Source organism: Bacillus sp. MMSF_3328 (assembly GCF_030733525.1).
GTDB classification, from domain to species: Bacteria; Bacillota; Bacilli; order Bacillales; family Cytobacillaceae; genus Bacillus_AB; species Bacillus_AB infantis.
Map to the genome: position 1 here is coordinate 287,102 of NZ_JASHIV010000004.1, position 15,600 is coordinate 302,701.

Consider the following 15,600-nt stretch of genomic DNA (forward strand, 5'->3'; position numbering starts at 1 on the left):
GTCAAATCCTGTAATATAGTAAAAAAAGGATTGGAACAGAGGAGAAGAGGGAAAGAGTAGAATTTGTTTGATGCGGGAGTTGGAAGTGGAAAAGAAGTGCCGGATTATCTTTTTGAAGCCCCAGCCAGTACCCGATGGCAGGCAGAAAGCCCCCGCAGCAGCCAGCCGCAGGAGTTTCCCAAATCATTCACCCTGGATTTTTTTAAGCGGAGTTTCTGCCGGGCCTTCGACAACTTCTCCTGTGTAAGAAAAGCGCGAGCCGTGGCACGGGCAGTCCCAGGTCCGTTCGCCATTATTCCATTCACATTCGCAGCCCATATGTGTACAGGTGGTGTCGACGATATGAAGGGCTCCTTCTTTATCCCGGTAGGCCCCGGCCCTTTTGCCATTTACGATGACAGGTGCACCGTGGTCCGGTTCAATATCATCGAGCTCGGCAGGGATATATTCGAGCTTCCCTTTAATCAGCTGGCCTGCAACATCGGTATTGAATTTAATGAATTCCTTGATGCTTGGATCGGCTTTAAATCGGGAAGGGGTGAATACTTCCTTATAAGGGCTTTCCTTTTTGGCAATAAAATCATTCAGCAAATGGGCAGCCGCAATTCCGTTCGTCATCCCCCATTTACGGTAGCCGGTGGCAACATAAATGTTCGAGGCATTTTCAGTGATTGGGCCAACATACGGGATCTTATCCAATGTGATTAAATCCTGTGCAGACCATCTGTATGGATACTCCTCTATGCCCATAACCTCCTCTGCGAATTCCTCCAAAGCCTCGTAATGCTTAAGAGTATCCGATTCGTGCCCGGTTTTGTGGCTGTCACCGCTGATAAGGACCAGCTTCTCGCCATTTACCGGTGTATAACGCAGGGAGCGTGTCGGCTGATCGGCACTGTAGTACATCCCGCCCGGATATTCCTCACGGGTCTTCACAGCGACAATATAGGATCTTTCCGGCTCCATTCTCGCAAAATAGAAGCCCTTGCCATCATAGAATGGGAAGTGTGAGGCGACAATCACATGCTTGGCTGTAACGGTTTGGCCATTCCTTGTTTTAACTGAGGCAGGCTGTCCTTCCTCAATATCGACAGCTGTCGTGTTTTCATACACTTTGCCGCCTGCTGCTGTAAATTCCTCAAGAAGCACCTTCAGGAATTTCAAGGGGTGAAATTGTGCCTGCCCCTTCATGACAGCTGCCCCTTTAATGTCTATGTTAAATGGGATGCTATCAGCAAAGCTGCTGTCGATTCCAAGCTTCTGGTAGGCTTCATACTCCTTTTGCACCTTGCCGGCAGCCTGGTCGGAAACCGCATAGATATAAGCGTCCTCGATACTGAAGTCACAGTCGATCTTTTTTTCCTCGACAAGGTTTTTTACAAAAGTGATTGCTTCTGCATTCGCCTGATAATAAAGCTTCGTTTTGTCTTCCCCAAAGTGGCTGATCAGCTCATCATAGATGACTCCGTGCTGGGCGGTCAGTTTGGCAGTTGTATGCCCCGTTGTTCCGTTGAGGACGTTTCCTGCTTCAAGGATCGCTACCTTAAATCCCTCTTTTGCGAGAAGGTAGGCAGCGGTGATTCCTGTAATTCCTCCGCCGACGATTGCGACATCAGTCTCGATATTTTCATTAAGCGCCTCATAGGATGAGAGCGGGGTTTCCCTCCAGTACGGTTCCGGAAACTGCGGCATTTGTGAATGATTCATATCTTTCCTCCTCAGGTTTTTCTTCTAGTAGATAATCTTTCCTTTCCAAGGGGGGCATATTCGTTCTTCTGCATAGCTGCTGTAAATTTCATACCCTTTTGGGCCGGAAGATAATCGCAGGAAAAAGAGTTGCGGCAGGGACGGAATTATTGGATAAAATAAGCAGCAAACTTAAATACTAGAAATGCAACTTTAAAATGGATGGGAAGATATGATGGTCACTCTTTCGTTTATATTGGTTTCCACAGGCTTGTTTGTGCTGACTCTTCTCTTTGATTTATTTGTTTTTAAAAGTACAGTCACTGAAGCAATTCTGAATATTTTTTATGCCGAAATCGCTGCAGGAAGGGTCATTGCATTGTTTGTTTTTTTCCTCGGCATGGGTTCCAGCCTGTTTATCGACATAAGGCTTTATAAAAATAAAAAAGCTGAAAAAGCACAGTCGAAGGGAAGTGGGAGCTGATGTTAAAAGAAAGTATATCGCTCAGCCAGCTGATGACGCTGGTCATTAATTTCCTGCTCGGCAGTGCGATTATCATTGGTGTCGGCAAAGGCGCAGAGCAGGATGCCTGGATAGCCATGGTCATTTCTACAGGCTTTGGAATGGGAATTGTCTACTTTTACTGGTTCCTGATCAGCCGACTTCCCGGAAAAAACCTTTATGAAATCATGGAGCACTGCTTTAAGCGCTATCTTGTCATTCCAATGGCATTACTATATGTCATTTATTTTCTCTACATATCCAGCAGGGTGGTGAGGGATTTTGGCGAGCTGATCGCGTCTGCCATTCTTCCCAATACGCCAATTGAAATGATATCCCTTACCATCGCTTTGACGATGGGCTATATCCTTTACCTTGGCATTGAAGTGCTTGGGCGGACATCTGAAATTTTCTCTCCTTATGTGGTGCTGTTTGTGCTATTGCTGACGATTTTCCTGCTGGCAAGCGGAAACCTGGAATTCAGCCGGATCGAGCCGGTCCTTGGCGAGGGCATCATGCCTGTGGCCAAAGCTGTTTTTCCTTCGCTGTTTGTATTTCCATTCGGCGAGCTTATCGCCTTTACGGTCATCCTCGGAAAAGTCACCAGCTTCAAATATGTCAAAAGAGTCTCATTAATGGGAACAGCGATTGCCGGGCTGCTGCTGACCCATGCGACCATTCTGATGGTCATGACGCTCGGTTCGGATGCGATGGTCCGATCCAATTTTCCGATGCTCAGTGCCGCAAGGCAGGTTTCCATCGGCAATTTTATTGAGCGGATCGATGCCCTCGTCGTTTTCATTATGATGCTCGGCATCCTGATAAAAGGCTCGGTCTTTCTTTTTGGCGCGCTGAAAGGGCTGGAATACGTTTTCCGGCTGCCCTATCGATACTTTGCCCTTCCTATGTCAGCGGTCGTGTCCCTGTTTTCTGTACTGATTTCGGTCAATTTTGCCGACCATCTGGAGGAAGGGCTTGTTGTAGTCCCTTATTTTGTTCATTTGCCGATGCAATTCGGCATTCCATCTGTCCTCCTGGCTGTCTTGCTGTGGAAAAACCGAAGCCGGAAGAGTTCCGGGAAAAATGGGGTGAAATGTTGAAACGCATTAAAACACTCAGCCGCATAAAAAGAGTCGAAAAAGAGAGGGAGGAAAAGACTGAAAAGGAAACTGGCGATAAGAGCCTTGACAGCTATGAGCTAGAAGAACTTAAAGAGGAATTATCCTGCCGTTTCGGGGCTTCAGCCGATCTGAAAATTGAAGAACTCAAGGCCGGAGCGGCTGATGCCCTTCTTTTTTATTTGGAAACCATGATCGACAGCAATGTGCTTAAGGAAATCATTCATTCAATTGCCAAAGAGCCAGGACCTGATTCAAAGGTAAAAACCATTGATGATGTCAAGGGCTACGGCAAAGAGCATTTCGGAGGATCAGGCTATAAGCTTGTAGAGACAGTCTCGCAAATGACTGACTTTATGCTTTCGGGAAGCATTATCCTTGCTTTTAAAGGTGTACCCCGGGCCATTTCCATTCCTGTTCCCACCACGGAAAGCCGGTCGATAGCTGAACCAAGCACTCAGACCGTCGTCAGGGGGCCTAAGGATGGATTTGTAGAAACTTTATCGGTAAACGTCAGTCTGATCCGCAGGAGGATCAAGAATCCCAGGCTTCAATTTGAGGAATTTACTATCGGAAATGACACGCGCACAACGGTCTTTATCAGTTATATGAAGGATATTGCCGACAGCGGGATTGTCGAGGAGGTCCGCAAACGGCTGAAAAAGATTGATACGGGCGCGATTTTAGAAACAGGGAATATTGAAGAACTGATTGCAGATAAAACGGCCACTCTATTTCCGTTGGCCCTCAACACCGAGAGGCCAGATGCAGTAGCGGCCAATCTGCTGGAGGGAAAGGTGGCCATCCTTTGTGACGGAACGCCATTTGTGCTGCTCGTGCCTGCGGTGCTGGTCGACTTTTTTTCCGTCTCAGAAGACTATTACCAAAACTTCCTGATGGGCACATTCATCCGTTTTATCCGCTATATTTCGTTTATGATTGCACTTATCACGCCTTCCCTGTATGTCGGCATTCTTACCTTTCATCATGAACTGCTTCCGACCACGCTGCTTTTGAGTGTAATCGCGCAGCGGGAAGGGGTGCCGTTCCCGGCTGTGATTGAAGTTCTGCTGATGGAAATCACCTTTGAAATCCTGCGTGAGGCAGGCGTCAGAATGCCGCGCGCTGTCGGGCAGACGGTATCGATCGTCGGAGCGCTCGTCATCGGGCAGGCTGCAGCCGAGGCGGGGATCATATCCAATATTATGGTCATTATCGTTGCCATCACAGCCATTGCCAATTTTGTTTCACCCACATACAGCTTCGCCAATGCCTCGAGGCTGCTGAGATTCCTGCTGATCATCACAGCCGCTTTCCTTGGCCTGTATGGAGTCCTGATTGTGCTTGTTCTGATGGTGGCTCACTTAAGCGCTCTCCGTTCCTTTGGAGTTCCTTATCTGGCCCCAGTAGCCCCGTTTATCATTGAAAGCCAGAAGGATGTGTTCTTCCGCTTTCCTTTCTGGAGCATGAATAAAAGGCCAAGCTATTTGAAGCCGCAAAAAGAAGAGAAGCAGCCTAAGACCGGCTCCCCTTCTCCGCCTCCGATGAATGGGGGTAATGGGAATTGAAAAAGATCATAGCTGTTATGGCTTTGTGCTGCCTGCTGACTGGATGCTGGGACCAAAAGGAGCTGGCAGAGGTTACCGTAATTACCGGTATGGCTGTGGACAAGGGGAAAGATGAAAAATACTACCTGTCTGTAGAAGGCATTAATGCTGCGGAGCTGAATAACCGGACTGCCGGCGGTAATGCACCTTCGATTGTGTATGGGAAGGAAGGGAATTCCCTGTCCGAATTGACGAACCAAATGAGTGAGGGCATTTCGCGAAACCTGGTTTATTCGCATATGAGGACTTTGATCATCAGTGAAGAAGTGGCGGAGGACGGGATGCTGGAGTTTCTGGATTACCTGGAGCGCAATAGGGAGATGCGGGATGATTTTAATATCGTAATTTCAAGGGGAGTAAGGGCCGAAGAAGTGCTGAAGGTGACGTACCAGTTCCAAAAGTCCACTTCCCTTAAGCTCCATACACAGCTGGACACGATGGAAGAAACCTGGGGAGGCGACCCCGGCGTGAGGCTGAATGATGTGATCAGCGCCTGGACGTCCCCTGGCCGGCAGCCGGTCATGGCTGCTGTTGCCATTAAGGGGGATCCGGAAAAGGGATCGAGTGTAGAGAATATGAAGAAAGTAACACCGGATGCGCTGGTTGTGCTGGATTCGCTTGCAATTTTTGAAGGCGGCAGGCTGGATGGTTTTCTAAGTCTTGAGGATGCTCGGAATTACCTCTGGACACAGGACAAGATTAAGAGTACAAGCCTAACAATAAGCTGCGGGGAAAACCGCTACATCGACATCAGAATCTATAATACAACAACAAAGACAAAAGCAAGGATTGAGGACGGCAAGGCGAAAGTTAAGATCGACATAAGAGGGGAGAGTTATTTGGAGGGCACCCAATGCGCTGATTCAGTCGACTCTGTATCAACTTATGAAGATTATGAGGAGAAGACAGAGAACCACATTGAAAAAATCGTTGCAGATACTATCAGAAGAGTGCAAAAAGAAGACAAAGCAGATATCTTCGGATTCGGTGATGTGGTCAGAAGAAAAGATTATAAACACTTCCACGAGATAGAAGCCGATTGGGACCAATACTTTTCTGAGGCGGATGTCGAGGTGACCGCTCTCATTAAAATGAGAAGGACGGGGATCAGAACCAAATCATTCTTATCAGAGACCAACTAGCTGATGTTTACAGGATGCGCCTGCGGGTAAAATCACTCTATAGGCTCGCCTGAAAAGCTTGTCTATTTATCTTAGCTAATTAAGGAGGCAAAAGATAATGGCAGAAGAACAGAAGCATATAGTAGGCGTTTATGATACACAAAGTGAAGCCATTGAAGCTGTAGAGGAATTAAGGGCCCAAGGCTATGACACAAAGGATATTTCAGTGGTAGGGAAAAATGATGATGACGTGGAAGCAGTAACAGAGCAGACAGGGACGAAGGCGGAAGAAGGCCTTGCTGCCGGAGCTGCTGCCGGAGGTACGCTCGGCGGACTTGCAGGACTGCTGGCAGGAGCCGGAGCCCTTGCCATCCCGGGCATCGGTCCGGTGCTCGCCGCAGGACCCCTTGCAGGAGCGCTCACAGGGGCAGCTGCCGGAGCCGGACTTGGAGGGCTTACAGGAGCCCTCGTCGGTATGGGGATTCCGGAAGATGATGCCGAGCATTACAGCGGCCAAATCAAGGAAGGCAAAATACTGGTGTTTGTTGACGGCAGATCGGACAAGCTGCGTGAGCAGAAAATGAATCCTGGTGAAGCTGGCATGCCGGACAATGAACCAGTTATGCCGGTCGACAACGTCTATGTTCCCCCTCAAGGGACAAGGTCGCCTGTCTCAGATGACCCGGAAATTGTAAAAGACAGAATGAAGGTCGACAACAATAAAATGTATTAAAGAAAGGGCACCCGCTGCAAAGGGTGCCTTTTTCCTTATGTTGAAAAACGGAGCGGCCAGTAGTATAACTAAGAAAAAAGGGGGATCTATATGCAGAATCAGCTATGGAATGGAGAAGTGTCCATTGCTCCCCTTGAGGCGAGGGAACTCCTGTTGAGCCAGTTTCCCGAATTGGCGCCTGCTGAGGTGGAGCACTTTGGAGAAGGCTTTGATAACAGAGTGTTTTTAGTCAATGATGAATATGTATTCCGCTTTCCGCGGAAAGCGGCAGCAGAAGAGCTGTTGAAGACAGAAAGCCGGATACTGCCTGAGCTCCGAATTGCTGCCGGAGTCGATTATCCTGTGCCGGTATTTAGCGGAAAACCTGATAAAGGCTATCCGTGGTTTTTTTCCGGATACAGAAAAATCAGCGGATCAGCTCCAGCCGGGCCGGGCGGGACGAAGTCGGCCATCAGGCTGGCTGAATTCCTGAAACAGCACCACTCTTTTCCCGTTAAAAGAGCTAAGGAACTTGGCGTCCCGTTTGATACATACAACAGGCTTGATATGGAAACAAGGCTCGTGAAGATGGAAGAGTACGCAGAAAAAGGGAAAGCGGCTGGAATCCTTAAGGAGGAAGAAAGCCTTTTTTCTTATATCAAAAAAGCCATACCCATAAAAGTGGAATGTGATCCAGTTCTTGTGCACGGCGATCTGCATATAAGAAATATCCTGGCCGATCCTGAAGGGGAAATCAGCGGAATCATTGACTGGGGCGATGTTCATCTCGGCAATCCGAGCATTGACCTTTCCATTGCGTACAGCTATCTCCGGCCGGATGCCAGGGAAGAGTTTTTTGGGGCATATGGAGAACCTGGGCCCGAAGCAAGGGATCTCGCAAGATTCAAAGGCATCTATACAGCCTTGCTGCTTGCGGTATATGCCCATGACCGCGGGGATGCAGTTCTAGTTGGCGCTGCAAGTGACAGCCTGGCCCTGGCGCTGGCTGACTGAACCGGTACATGAAGATCCCCTTTTCATTTCATACTAGTTATATGAAAGGGGGCCATCTTATGCCCGAGCTTCCTGAAATGGAAACCTACCGCCAGCTGCTGGGCCGTCAGCTGACGGGGCTTATGATCACAGAGGCCGAAATCAACAGAGAAAAATCTATCAATGTTCCGCCGGCAGAATTTACCAGGCAGGTGCAGAACAGCACAATCACAAGCATCGATAGGCGCGCAAAGCATCTGATCTTCCGGCTCAGCTCCGGAAAAAATCTTCTCCTCCATCTGATGCTTGGAGGATGGATGTATCTTGGCAATGACGAAGATAATCCTGACAGGACAAAGCAGGTGATCCTGTCATTTGGCAGCCGGAAGCTGTACTTCATCGGCCTGCGGCTCGGCTACCTGCATCTGCTTTCTGCTGAGGAGCTCGAGAAAGATTTTGAAGAACTTGGACCCGAGCCTCTGGATCCTGGATTTACGGCAGCCTCATTTGCCCAGTTATTGGAGAAAAAGCGCGGAATGCTCAAGACATCGCTTGTGAATCAGCATTTCATTGCAGGAATCGGCAACTGCTATTCAGATGAAATCTGCCACCAGGCCGGGCTTTTGCCGATGAGGAAAATCGAGGAGCTCAGCGAAATGGAGAAGAGCAGACTGTATTCGGCAATAAAAACAGTGTTTGCAAACGCAATCCAGAGCGGAGGCTATATGGATGAGCCGCTTTTTAAAGGCGATCTGATAACCGGCGGTTATAATGAACGCTGCATGGTATATGACAGAAAAGGGGAAAGCTGCCTCCGCTGCGGCTCACAGATCGTAAAGGAAGAAATTTCATCACGGAAAACCTTTTATTGTCCAGGCTGCCAGTCGTGAATTCTTTTTTATATGCGTAAAAATAGCCCAGGGAGGAGGTCCTTGGGCTTTTTATGTTTTTACATGAATTGGCGGCCCGATTTTTAAGGCAGGCTGGCGTTTTCTAATTGATGAGCCGGTTAATTTACCAGCTTAAAGATTTTTTCGATCAATTCGCGGAATAATCTACCGAATTTCCTTCTTTTTTAATCAAATGAAAAGATAATCTACCAAGTCCAGCTTACAGCCTATTTCGCCGCCCTGAAGACCTGCATCATCCAGCTCGGCGCTGGACCATATGTCGAGCTGCCCCTTTATTTGATTTCCTCACTAGTTTCCTCCGGCGCCGGGTCGACCGTAACAGAATCATGGGTGTGCATGGCGGCACGCAGATAATGGATGAACATGCCGCCAACTAGCCCCAGGCAAAGGATAAAGCCGGCAGTAATGATCCATGAAAGAAGCATATGTCCTCCCCCTTTCTTATAGTTGTCCTCACTGAACTATATGCAGGGGCATGAAAGATATTGCCTATCGGCCATAAGCTGCTTCAGAATCTGACAGGCTTCTCCTGAATACATATTTATGAAGAATAGAAATAAGGGGGCGGGCTGCATGCAGCTGGTGAAAAGCGAAATTGAACGGTTAAAGCAGCAGCTTTTAAGTGAGCAGACACCGGACGGTTCCTGGAATCATCCTTTTGATACAGGGTGCATGACCGATATTTATATGATTGTCCTTTTGCGGATGCTTGAGGAAGAGGATGAGGAAGAGCTGATCAAAGAGCTGGCAAAGGGAATCCTGAGCCGGCAGGGAAAGGACGGGGCATGGCGGCTTTTCCATGACCATTATGAAGGGAGCCTTTCACTAACGATTGAGGCCTATTACGCGCTCCTCTACTCAGGGTATTATGAGAAAAATCATCCTGCTCTGGTGAAGGCAAGAAGGGTTATTACAAAAGGAGGGGGCCTGAAGAAGGCAGGAATGTATACGAAAATCATGCTTGCCTTGACAGGGCAGTATCCATGGCCCATTCTTTTTCCGGTCCCGATGGAAGTGATCCTCCTGCCGAGAAGCTTTCCGCTCAATATGTATGATATTTCGGTCTTTGGCCGCTCCAATCTGATTCCGGTCATTCTTCTGGGCAATAAAAAATTCAGCAGAAAGACGGCCTTGAGCCCGGATCTTGGCGATTTATCCGTCAGGGATGATGATGATCCATGGCCGGAGCTGAGGAGTGCAGAATGGAGGAGCTTAACTTCTTTTCTTGCCGCCGGGGTTAAGGCGCTTGTGGGCATTCCGCGTCAGATCCGGGCATGGTCGATAGAAAAAGCGAGGGAATATATGCAGTCGCATACAGAGCCGGACGGGACGCTTTATAATTATTTCAGCAGCACATTTTATATGATTTTTGCTCTGCTGGCATTGGGAGGCGGCCCGGAGGAACCCGCGATCAGAAATGCTGTTGCCGGCTTGAAGCGGATGACTGTAAAAGCCGACGGCCGTACGCATATTCAATATACAACGGCTGCTGTCTGGAATACAGCACTGATCAGCCATGCCCTTCAGGAAGCAGGCGTCCCTCCGAAAGAGAATGCCATCCAAAAAGCCAACCAGTATCTGGCGGGCCAGCAGCATCGCCGGTTTGGGGACTGGATTGTCCATAATACAAAGGCAGAGCCGGGCGGCTGGGGATTTTCGCGTTTCAATACAATCAATCCTGATGTGGATGACACAACCGCCGCCCTGAGAAGCCTTTACCAGCCTGCCCGGGAAAAGCCGCATTATGATGATATATGGAAAAAGGGTCTTCTTTGGACACTGTCTATGCAGAACAGGGACGGGGGCTGGCCTGCGTTTGAAAGGAATGTCGATAAGAAGCTGCTGCATCTCCTTCCCATCCAGGGAGCAGAGTTTATCCTGACCGATCCCTCAACTGCCGACCTGACGGGGAGGACTCTTGAATTCCTTGGCAAGGCCGGCTATTCGGATGCTTCTCTTCCGCCTATCAAAAAAGCGGTCAAGTGGCTCAAAAAGCATCAGGAACCGAATGGATCCTGGTATGGCCGCTGGGGAATCTGCTATATATACGGAACCTGGGCGGCAGTAACCGGAATGGCGGCTGTTGGTGTCACATTAGAGGATAAAAGCATGAAAAAAGGGATCGACTGGCTTTTGTCCATCCAGAATGAAGATGGCGGCTGGGGAGAATCCTGCCGGAGCGATATGGAGAAAAAGTATATCCCGCTGAAGGAAAGCACCCTCACCCAGACCGCATGGGCCGTTGATGCCCTTGCTGCTGCCGGCATGGCGGATAGCACGCCAGCAAGGAAAGGGGCTGCCTTCCTGGTGAGGGAAGGCAAGCGCAAGGATTGGACTGCCGATTATCCAATGGGTCAGGGGATGGCCAATTTCTTTTATATTCATTACCACAGCTACCGCTGTATATGGCCGCTCCTGGCCTTGAGCCATTATATAGAAAAAAGTGAAGCCCCGGACTGAAATCCGGGGCTTTATCTATTCAACCTTCCATTGGCAATCATCAGTAGAATCAACCTTCTTGTCTCTGATAATCCGGTAAAAGGCTTTGCCGTCACTTGGATTGCCGTCAGGGAAATCCATCGGGAATAGAGCGAAGAACACAAAATAAAAAGAGAAATAGATAAATTGGTACCAAAGCAAAGATGCTTCAAGTACGCCTGAGCCGATCAGGTAGTTGATAAGAAAGATACTGATCATGTTGAAGAGTGTGCCGCCAAGATATATAAAAGAGAGGCTGATTTTATTTTCGTACTTCAGGCTTTGGAACTCACAGCCGCTATACCAGAAGTAGAACCGCTTTATCTCAAAGTATTTAAAAGAAAATAAACTTTTACCGCAGCCGATAATGACTTTAAGGCCCTTCCCTCCAAAGATTCCGGCGAAAAAAACATGTCCGGCCACATGGATGAGTGTCACGATAGGAAAAACAATAAAAAATGCCTGCATAAACTTTACAAAATCATCGAAGCCAAACACATTGGTGTCCTCCTGATTGTCTCAATTGTAATTCCTCCTTTATCTACCCTTCCTGCCAGCACAATAACAGGTTTTCCCCTTCCAATATTTACGCCTTCCGCAAAGTCTGACCAGCTCCTAAGCCCCAGGTCCTATATGAAAATAAAGCTCAGGCTCGTTATAGGATTTTGGCTGGAAAGGTAAGATGGAAACATGAAAGGAGGAAACGTACATGAAAAAATTTGGCTTACTTTTAGCAGGGGGAATCGCAGGGCTGGTGCTTCTATCCAATTTGGGGCCGATGATCGGCCTGGCCATCTCATTGCTGATTCTATACTTCGTATTCAAGCAGTTCCTGAAGGCTGATTCAACAGGGGCAAAAATCGGCTGGGGCATTGTCGGGGTGTTCGCCCTCACGGCAGCTGCCTCCAATATTCCGGCTATCCTCGGAATTGCCGCTGCTTACATCCTTTATGTGATCTATAAAAAGTGGAATGACAAGAAAACATTTGTCAAAGAAGACCAGGATCCATTCACTAACTTTGAAAAAGAATGGTCAAAAATCAATCAATATTAATCTGAAAACGAAAGGGAGATTATTATGGCAAACTTATTTACCAGACTGAAAAATACCATCATGGCAGATCTGCACGAGGCAATGGACCAGAAAGAGCAGAAGAATCCGGTATCACTTCTTAACCAGTACCTGCGCCAATGCGAGCAGGAAACAGAGAAAGTCCGCAAGCTCCTTGAGCGCCAGTATTCTCTGAAAGAGGAATTTGCAAAAGAATATAAGGGAGCGGCTGAATTGGCTGAAAAGCGCAAGCGCCAGGCAGAAGTTGCTTCAGAGGCAGGGGAGACAGAATTATCCCAATTTGCAGTCCAGGAACAGCTTCAATATGAAGAGCGGGCTGTAAGGCTGAAGCAGGCCCTCGAGCAGGCTTCCCAGCAGCTGGTTGAGCTGGAAAGAAAATATGAAGATATGAAGCATAAGCTGAAGGATATGCATATCCGCCGCCTTGAGCTCATGGGAAGGGAAAATGTGACCAGGGCCAACCGCAAGATGGACCAGGTGATTGACAGCAGCTCCCAATCAGGCAAAGCTGAATCAAGGTTTGAAAATATCGAGTCATATCTTGACCGGCTTGAGCAGAAGGTGAACGATGCCTACTATCAGAGCACAATCGATTCAAAAATCGCCCAGCTTGAAAAAGATATGAAAAAGAAAGAAACTCATTCTATTTCATAAAACAAACTGGTATTCTAAAGAGGCGTAGAGTTCCTGCGCCTTTTTTCGCCATTATGCTGAAACAGCTTACAATAGAGAATCGCGTACATCATGCGCCAGTCATCATGAAGGGAGGAAATGATCAATGCTTAAAAAAATCAAAAGCGAATATATCAGCTGGATTCTATTGCTTGGTGCCCTTGTCCTTTTTCTGGAGGTATCTTTTTTTAATCACGGGCTGATTTTCTCCCTTCTGGTTTCGATTGGAATGGTGTATTTCGGAAGGAAACGCCTTCCCCACAGCTCCGGAAAAATCCTCTTCTGGGCAGGACTTGCCTTCTTTGTCATCAGTGTCTTCAATATGATGACCTTCAAATTTTTCCTGCTGGCCATCCTGATCCATTTTGTCATCCAATATGCGCAGTCCAAACGGGACGCCGACCGTATCAGGCCGGTCATCAAGGAAGCAGATCCTTTTGATTCAAAGCCGAGTGAAGAGATCATCAAAGGGCGCCCGCTTTTTGAAAACATTCTGTTCGGGCGGCAGAAAACGCCTGAGCATGTATATGAATGGAGCGACATCAATATCCAGGCCGGCATCGGCGATACGATCATCGATTTGAGCTATACGGTGCTCCCAAAAGGGGAGACGGTCATATTCATCCGCAATTTTATCGGTAATATACAGATCCTTGTTCCGTATGATCTCGAAGTGAATGTGTATCATTCTGTGATTGCCGGATCTGCCGGTATTTTTGATAAACGAGAGCCGCAGATGTTCAATCAGACACTGCAGTTCAAAACACCAGGCTATGAAGAAGCAGAGCAGAAGATTAAGATCTTTACTTCGCTCCTTGTTGGGGATATCGAGGTGAAGCGTGTATGAAGACAATCCAGCGGCAGATTGCGTTAGGACTGTCGGTTGCTCTCCTTGTGTCCATCTTTCTTGGCGTTTCCTATTTTACCGTCTTTCCGCTGGCCGATTGGAGCGGGCTTTGGGAACGGGAGATCATGGATATTCCCTTTCTCCTGTTTGCAGCAAGCATCTGTGCGGCAATCGGCATTCTCTCTGGGCTTGTATCCGGCATCTACAGGAAAAAACAGCTCCAGACGGTTGACGACTGGCTTTACCAGCTGGAGGAAGGCAGGGCCATCAGCCTTCATGATGATAACACCCCTTCAGAGCTCCAGCCCCTATGGATGAGGGTAGGCAAAATCCAGCGGCAGATTTCGGAGCAGGCAAAGATTTCGCAGAAGCTTGCGACAGAAAAGGCAGAGGATCTGGAAAGCCGGATCCAGGAAATCATTTCCCAGGAGCGCAACCGGCTGGCGCGCGAGCTTCATGACTCTGTGAGCCAGCAGCTGTTCGCGGCCTCCATGCTGATGTCTGCCATCAATGAAACACGGAGCCAGGAAGACAGGGAAACCAAGCAGCTGAAGATGGTCGAAGCGATGATCCATCAATCACAGCTTGAGATGCGCGCCCTGCTCCTCCATCTGCGTCCGGCCGCCCTGAAGGGAAAAACACTGCAGGAGGGCATAGAAGAGCTGCTGCTTGAGCTCTCCCAGAAAGTCACCATGAAAATCCAGTGGAAGGTTGAAGAGTTTTTGATGGATAAAGGAGTCGAGGACCATCTGTTCCGGATCCTCCAGGAATCTGTCTCCAATACGCTGCGCCATGCCAAGTCGACCCAGCTTGAAGTGCTGCTGATCCAGAGGGACGGGCTGATCATCATGCGGATTGCCGATGATGGGATCGGATTTGACGTCGAGGAAACGAAGGCAGGCTCTTATGGGATGCAGAATATGTATGAACGGGCAGTGGAGATCGGCGGCTCCCTGAAAATCATCAGCCTCAAAAATAAAGGAACGCGCCTCGAAGTGAAGGTGCCTATGATGAAGAGTGAGGGTGAAGAGAATGATTAAAGTATTATTTGTTGATGACCATGAAATGGTTAGGATCGGTGTATCTTCCTATCTTTCCGCCCAGCCGGATATCGAGGTGATCGGGGAAGCTGACAACGGCCGGACAGCGATTGATCTGGCCCTTGAGCTCCGGCCGGATATTATCCTGATGGACCTGGTCATGAAGGAAATGGACGGAATCGAGGCAACACGTGGAATCATTGAAGCGTGGCCGGAAGCGAAGGTGATTATCGTCACAAGCTTCCTGGACGATGAAAAGGTCTATCCTGCACTGGAAGCAGGTGCTTCCAGCTATATGCTGAAAACGTCCAAGGCAAGCGAGATTGCCGATGCGGTCCGTGCTACTTTCCATGGCCAATCGGTGCTTGAGCCTGAGGTTACAGGGAAAATGATGGTGAAAATGCGGCAGAAGCAGACTGTGCTTCCCCATGAAGAGCTCACGAGCAGGGAAATGGAAATCCTGCTGCTGATGACAGAAGGGAAGACGAACCAGGAAATTGCGGATGAGCTTTTTATTGCCTTAAAGACAGTGAAGACGCATGTCAGCAATATCCTCAGCAAGCTTCAGGTCCAGGACCGGACACAGGCTGTGATTTATGCGTTTAAGCATTCGCTGGCGAACTAACCGGGGATTCTGTTTTTTTAAAAGCTGAAGACTGTAGATAAACTTGAACAAATCATCGAGTTTATTTACAGTCTTCTTTTACTTATAAATGGGGGCTGTTGATTTCCGCTGCAGGCACTTCGCTTTCCGCGGGGCGGCGCTGAGCCTCCTCACGCTTGCGCGCTGCGGGGTCTCAGCCCTGCCGCTACTTCCCGCAGGACGTTGAATCCTCTTCTT

Annotated in this window: 16 protein-coding genes; 13 read left to right on the forward strand and 3 right to left on the reverse strand. The window is 48.5% G+C overall.

Annotated features, from left to right (window positions below):
* Positions 1 to 183: 183 nt before the first annotated feature.
* Positions 184 to 1,707, reverse strand: coding sequence for an FAD-dependent oxidoreductase (locus tag RBB45_RS10025; protein WP_094768142.1), 1,524 nt, complete (start codon positions 1,705 to 1,707; stop codon positions 184 to 186).
* A gap of 211 nt (positions 1,708 to 1,918) precedes the next feature.
* Here RBB45_RS10025 and RBB45_RS10030 point away from each other — a divergent pair, with 211 nt between their 5' ends.
* From RBB45_RS10030 to RBB45_RS10060, 7 genes are all read left to right on the forward strand, one after another.
* Positions 1,919 to 2,170: a hypothetical protein gene (locus RBB45_RS10030; RefSeq protein ID WP_009792243.1), complete on the forward strand. Its 252-nt coding sequence runs from the start codon at positions 1,919 to 1,921 to the stop codon at positions 2,168 to 2,170.
* The gene (locus tag RBB45_RS10035; RefSeq protein WP_306009506.1) at positions 2,170 to 3,288 is read left to right on the forward strand and encodes a GerAB/ArcD/ProY family transporter; all 1,119 of its coding nucleotides are present in this window, start codon (positions 2,170 to 2,172) and stop codon (positions 3,286 to 3,288) included. Before RBB45_RS10030 ends, RBB45_RS10035 begins: the two co-directional genes overlap by 1 nt.
* A complete protein-coding gene (locus RBB45_RS10040; RefSeq protein WP_306009507.1) occupies positions 3,282 to 4,874 on the forward strand; it encodes a spore germination protein in 1,593 nt (530 codons plus the stop codon). Before RBB45_RS10035 ends, RBB45_RS10040 begins: the two co-directional genes overlap by 7 nt.
* Positions 4,871 to 6,055, forward strand: coding sequence for a Ger(x)C family spore germination protein (locus RBB45_RS10045; protein ID WP_009792240.1), 1,185 nt, complete (start codon positions 4,871 to 4,873; stop codon positions 6,053 to 6,055). Before RBB45_RS10040 ends, RBB45_RS10045 begins: the two co-directional genes overlap by 4 nt.
* A gap of 97 nt (positions 6,056 to 6,152) precedes the next feature.
* Complete coding sequence (locus RBB45_RS10050; RefSeq protein WP_009792239.1) at positions 6,153 to 6,767, forward strand: YflT domain-containing protein; 615 nt, start codon at positions 6,153 to 6,155, stop codon at positions 6,765 to 6,767.
* Between the two features lie 90 nt (positions 6,768 to 6,857).
* Positions 6,858 to 7,760 carry a phosphotransferase gene (locus RBB45_RS10055; protein WP_306009508.1) on the forward strand — a complete coding sequence of 301 codons (903 nt, stop codon included), beginning with the start codon at positions 6,858 to 6,860 and terminating at the stop codon, positions 7,758 to 7,760.
* A gap of 59 nt (positions 7,761 to 7,819) precedes the next feature.
* Positions 7,820 to 8,629 (forward strand): Fpg/Nei family DNA glycosylase, encoded by an 810-nt coding sequence (locus RBB45_RS10060; RefSeq protein ID WP_306009509.1) that lies wholly within the window; start codon positions 7,820 to 7,822, stop codon positions 8,627 to 8,629.
* 293 nt (positions 8,630 to 8,922) lie between these two features.
* Here the strand turns inward: RBB45_RS10060 and RBB45_RS10065 are convergent, their stop codons facing one another.
* A complete protein-coding gene (locus RBB45_RS10065; RefSeq protein WP_009792235.1) occupies positions 8,923 to 9,075 on the reverse strand; it encodes a hypothetical protein in 153 nt (50 codons plus the stop codon).
* A gap of 148 nt (positions 9,076 to 9,223) precedes the next feature.
* Between RBB45_RS10065 and shc the strand changes: the two genes are divergently transcribed.
* Positions 9,224 to 11,110 carry a squalene--hopene cyclase gene (gene shc / locus RBB45_RS10070; RefSeq protein WP_306009510.1) on the forward strand — a complete coding sequence of 629 codons (1,887 nt, stop codon included), beginning with the start codon at positions 9,224 to 9,226 and terminating at the stop codon, positions 11,108 to 11,110.
* 15 nt (positions 11,111 to 11,125) lie between these two features.
* On the opposite strand, the gene RBB45_RS10075 is transcribed toward shc, so the two are convergent.
* Positions 11,126 to 11,626 (reverse strand): hypothetical protein, encoded by a 501-nt coding sequence (locus tag RBB45_RS10075; RefSeq protein ID WP_253616246.1) that lies wholly within the window; start codon positions 11,624 to 11,626, stop codon positions 11,126 to 11,128.
* Positions 11,627 to 11,837: 211 nt separating this feature from the next.
* Between RBB45_RS10075 and RBB45_RS10080 the strand changes: the two genes are divergently transcribed.
* The 5 genes from RBB45_RS10080 to RBB45_RS10100 all read left to right on the forward strand — a co-directional run bounded on the left by RBB45_RS10080 (position 11,838) and on the right by RBB45_RS10100 (position 15,384).
* The gene (locus tag RBB45_RS10080; protein WP_009792231.1) at positions 11,838 to 12,182 is read left to right on the forward strand and encodes a lmo0954 family membrane protein; all 345 of its coding nucleotides are present in this window, start codon (positions 11,838 to 11,840) and stop codon (positions 12,180 to 12,182) included.
* A gap of 24 nt (positions 12,183 to 12,206) precedes the next feature.
* Positions 12,207 to 12,854 carry a PspA/IM30 family protein gene (locus tag RBB45_RS10085; RefSeq protein WP_148973405.1) on the forward strand — a complete coding sequence of 216 codons (648 nt, stop codon included), beginning with the start codon at positions 12,207 to 12,209 and terminating at the stop codon, positions 12,852 to 12,854.
* A 124-nt stretch (positions 12,855 to 12,978) separates the two neighbouring features.
* Positions 12,979 to 13,719 (forward strand): cell wall-active antibiotics response protein LiaF, encoded by a 741-nt coding sequence (liaF, locus tag RBB45_RS10090; RefSeq protein WP_009792229.1) that lies wholly within the window; start codon positions 12,979 to 12,981, stop codon positions 13,717 to 13,719.
* Positions 13,716 to 14,759, forward strand: coding sequence for a sensor histidine kinase (locus tag RBB45_RS10095; RefSeq protein WP_009792228.1), 1,044 nt, complete (start codon positions 13,716 to 13,718; stop codon positions 14,757 to 14,759). Before liaF ends, RBB45_RS10095 begins: the two co-directional genes overlap by 4 nt.
* A complete protein-coding gene (locus RBB45_RS10100; protein WP_009792227.1) occupies positions 14,752 to 15,384 on the forward strand; it encodes a response regulator transcription factor in 633 nt (210 codons plus the stop codon). The genes RBB45_RS10095 and RBB45_RS10100 overlap by 8 nt, the downstream gene beginning before the upstream one ends.
* Positions 15,385 to 15,600 lie beyond the last annotated feature (216 nt).

Excerpts from the sequence above, each read along its gene's own strand:
- RBB45_RS10060 (WP_306009509.1), top strand. The coding sequence starts at position 7,820 with ATGCCCGAGCTTCCTGAAATGGAAACCTACCGCCAGCTGCTGGGCCGT.
- shc (WP_306009510.1), top strand. The coding sequence starts at position 9,224 with ATGCAGCTGGTGAAAAGCGAAATTGAACGGTTAAAGCAGCAGCTTTTA.
- RBB45_RS10040 (WP_306009507.1), top strand. The coding sequence starts at position 3,282 with ATGTTGAAACGCATTAAAACACTCAGCCGCATAAAAAGAGTCGAAAAA.
- RBB45_RS10065 (WP_009792235.1), bottom strand. The coding sequence starts at position 9,075 with ATGCTTCTTTCATGGATCATTACTGCCGGCTTTATCCTTTGCCTGGGG.
- RBB45_RS10025 (WP_094768142.1), bottom strand. The coding sequence starts at position 1,707 with ATGAATCATTCACAAATGCCGCAGTTTCCGGAACCGTACTGGAGGGAA.
- RBB45_RS10035 (WP_306009506.1), top strand. The coding sequence starts at position 2,170 with ATGTTAAAAGAAAGTATATCGCTCAGCCAGCTGATGACGCTGGTCATT.
- RBB45_RS10050 (WP_009792239.1), top strand. The coding sequence starts at position 6,153 with ATGGCAGAAGAACAGAAGCATATAGTAGGCGTTTATGATACACAAAGT.
- liaF (WP_009792229.1), top strand. The coding sequence starts at position 12,979 with ATGCTTAAAAAAATCAAAAGCGAATATATCAGCTGGATTCTATTGCTT.
- RBB45_RS10095 (WP_009792228.1), top strand. The coding sequence starts at position 13,716 with ATGAAGACAATCCAGCGGCAGATTGCGTTAGGACTGTCGGTTGCTCTC.
- RBB45_RS10080 (WP_009792231.1), top strand. The coding sequence starts at position 11,838 with ATGAAAAAATTTGGCTTACTTTTAGCAGGGGGAATCGCAGGGCTGGTG.
- RBB45_RS10055 (WP_306009508.1), top strand. The coding sequence starts at position 6,858 with ATGCAGAATCAGCTATGGAATGGAGAAGTGTCCATTGCTCCCCTTGAG.
- RBB45_RS10100 (WP_009792227.1), top strand. The coding sequence starts at position 14,752 with ATGATTAAAGTATTATTTGTTGATGACCATGAAATGGTTAGGATCGGT.
- RBB45_RS10085 (WP_148973405.1), top strand. The coding sequence starts at position 12,207 with ATGGCAAACTTATTTACCAGACTGAAAAATACCATCATGGCAGATCTG.
- RBB45_RS10030 (WP_009792243.1), top strand. The coding sequence starts at position 1,919 with ATGATGGTCACTCTTTCGTTTATATTGGTTTCCACAGGCTTGTTTGTG.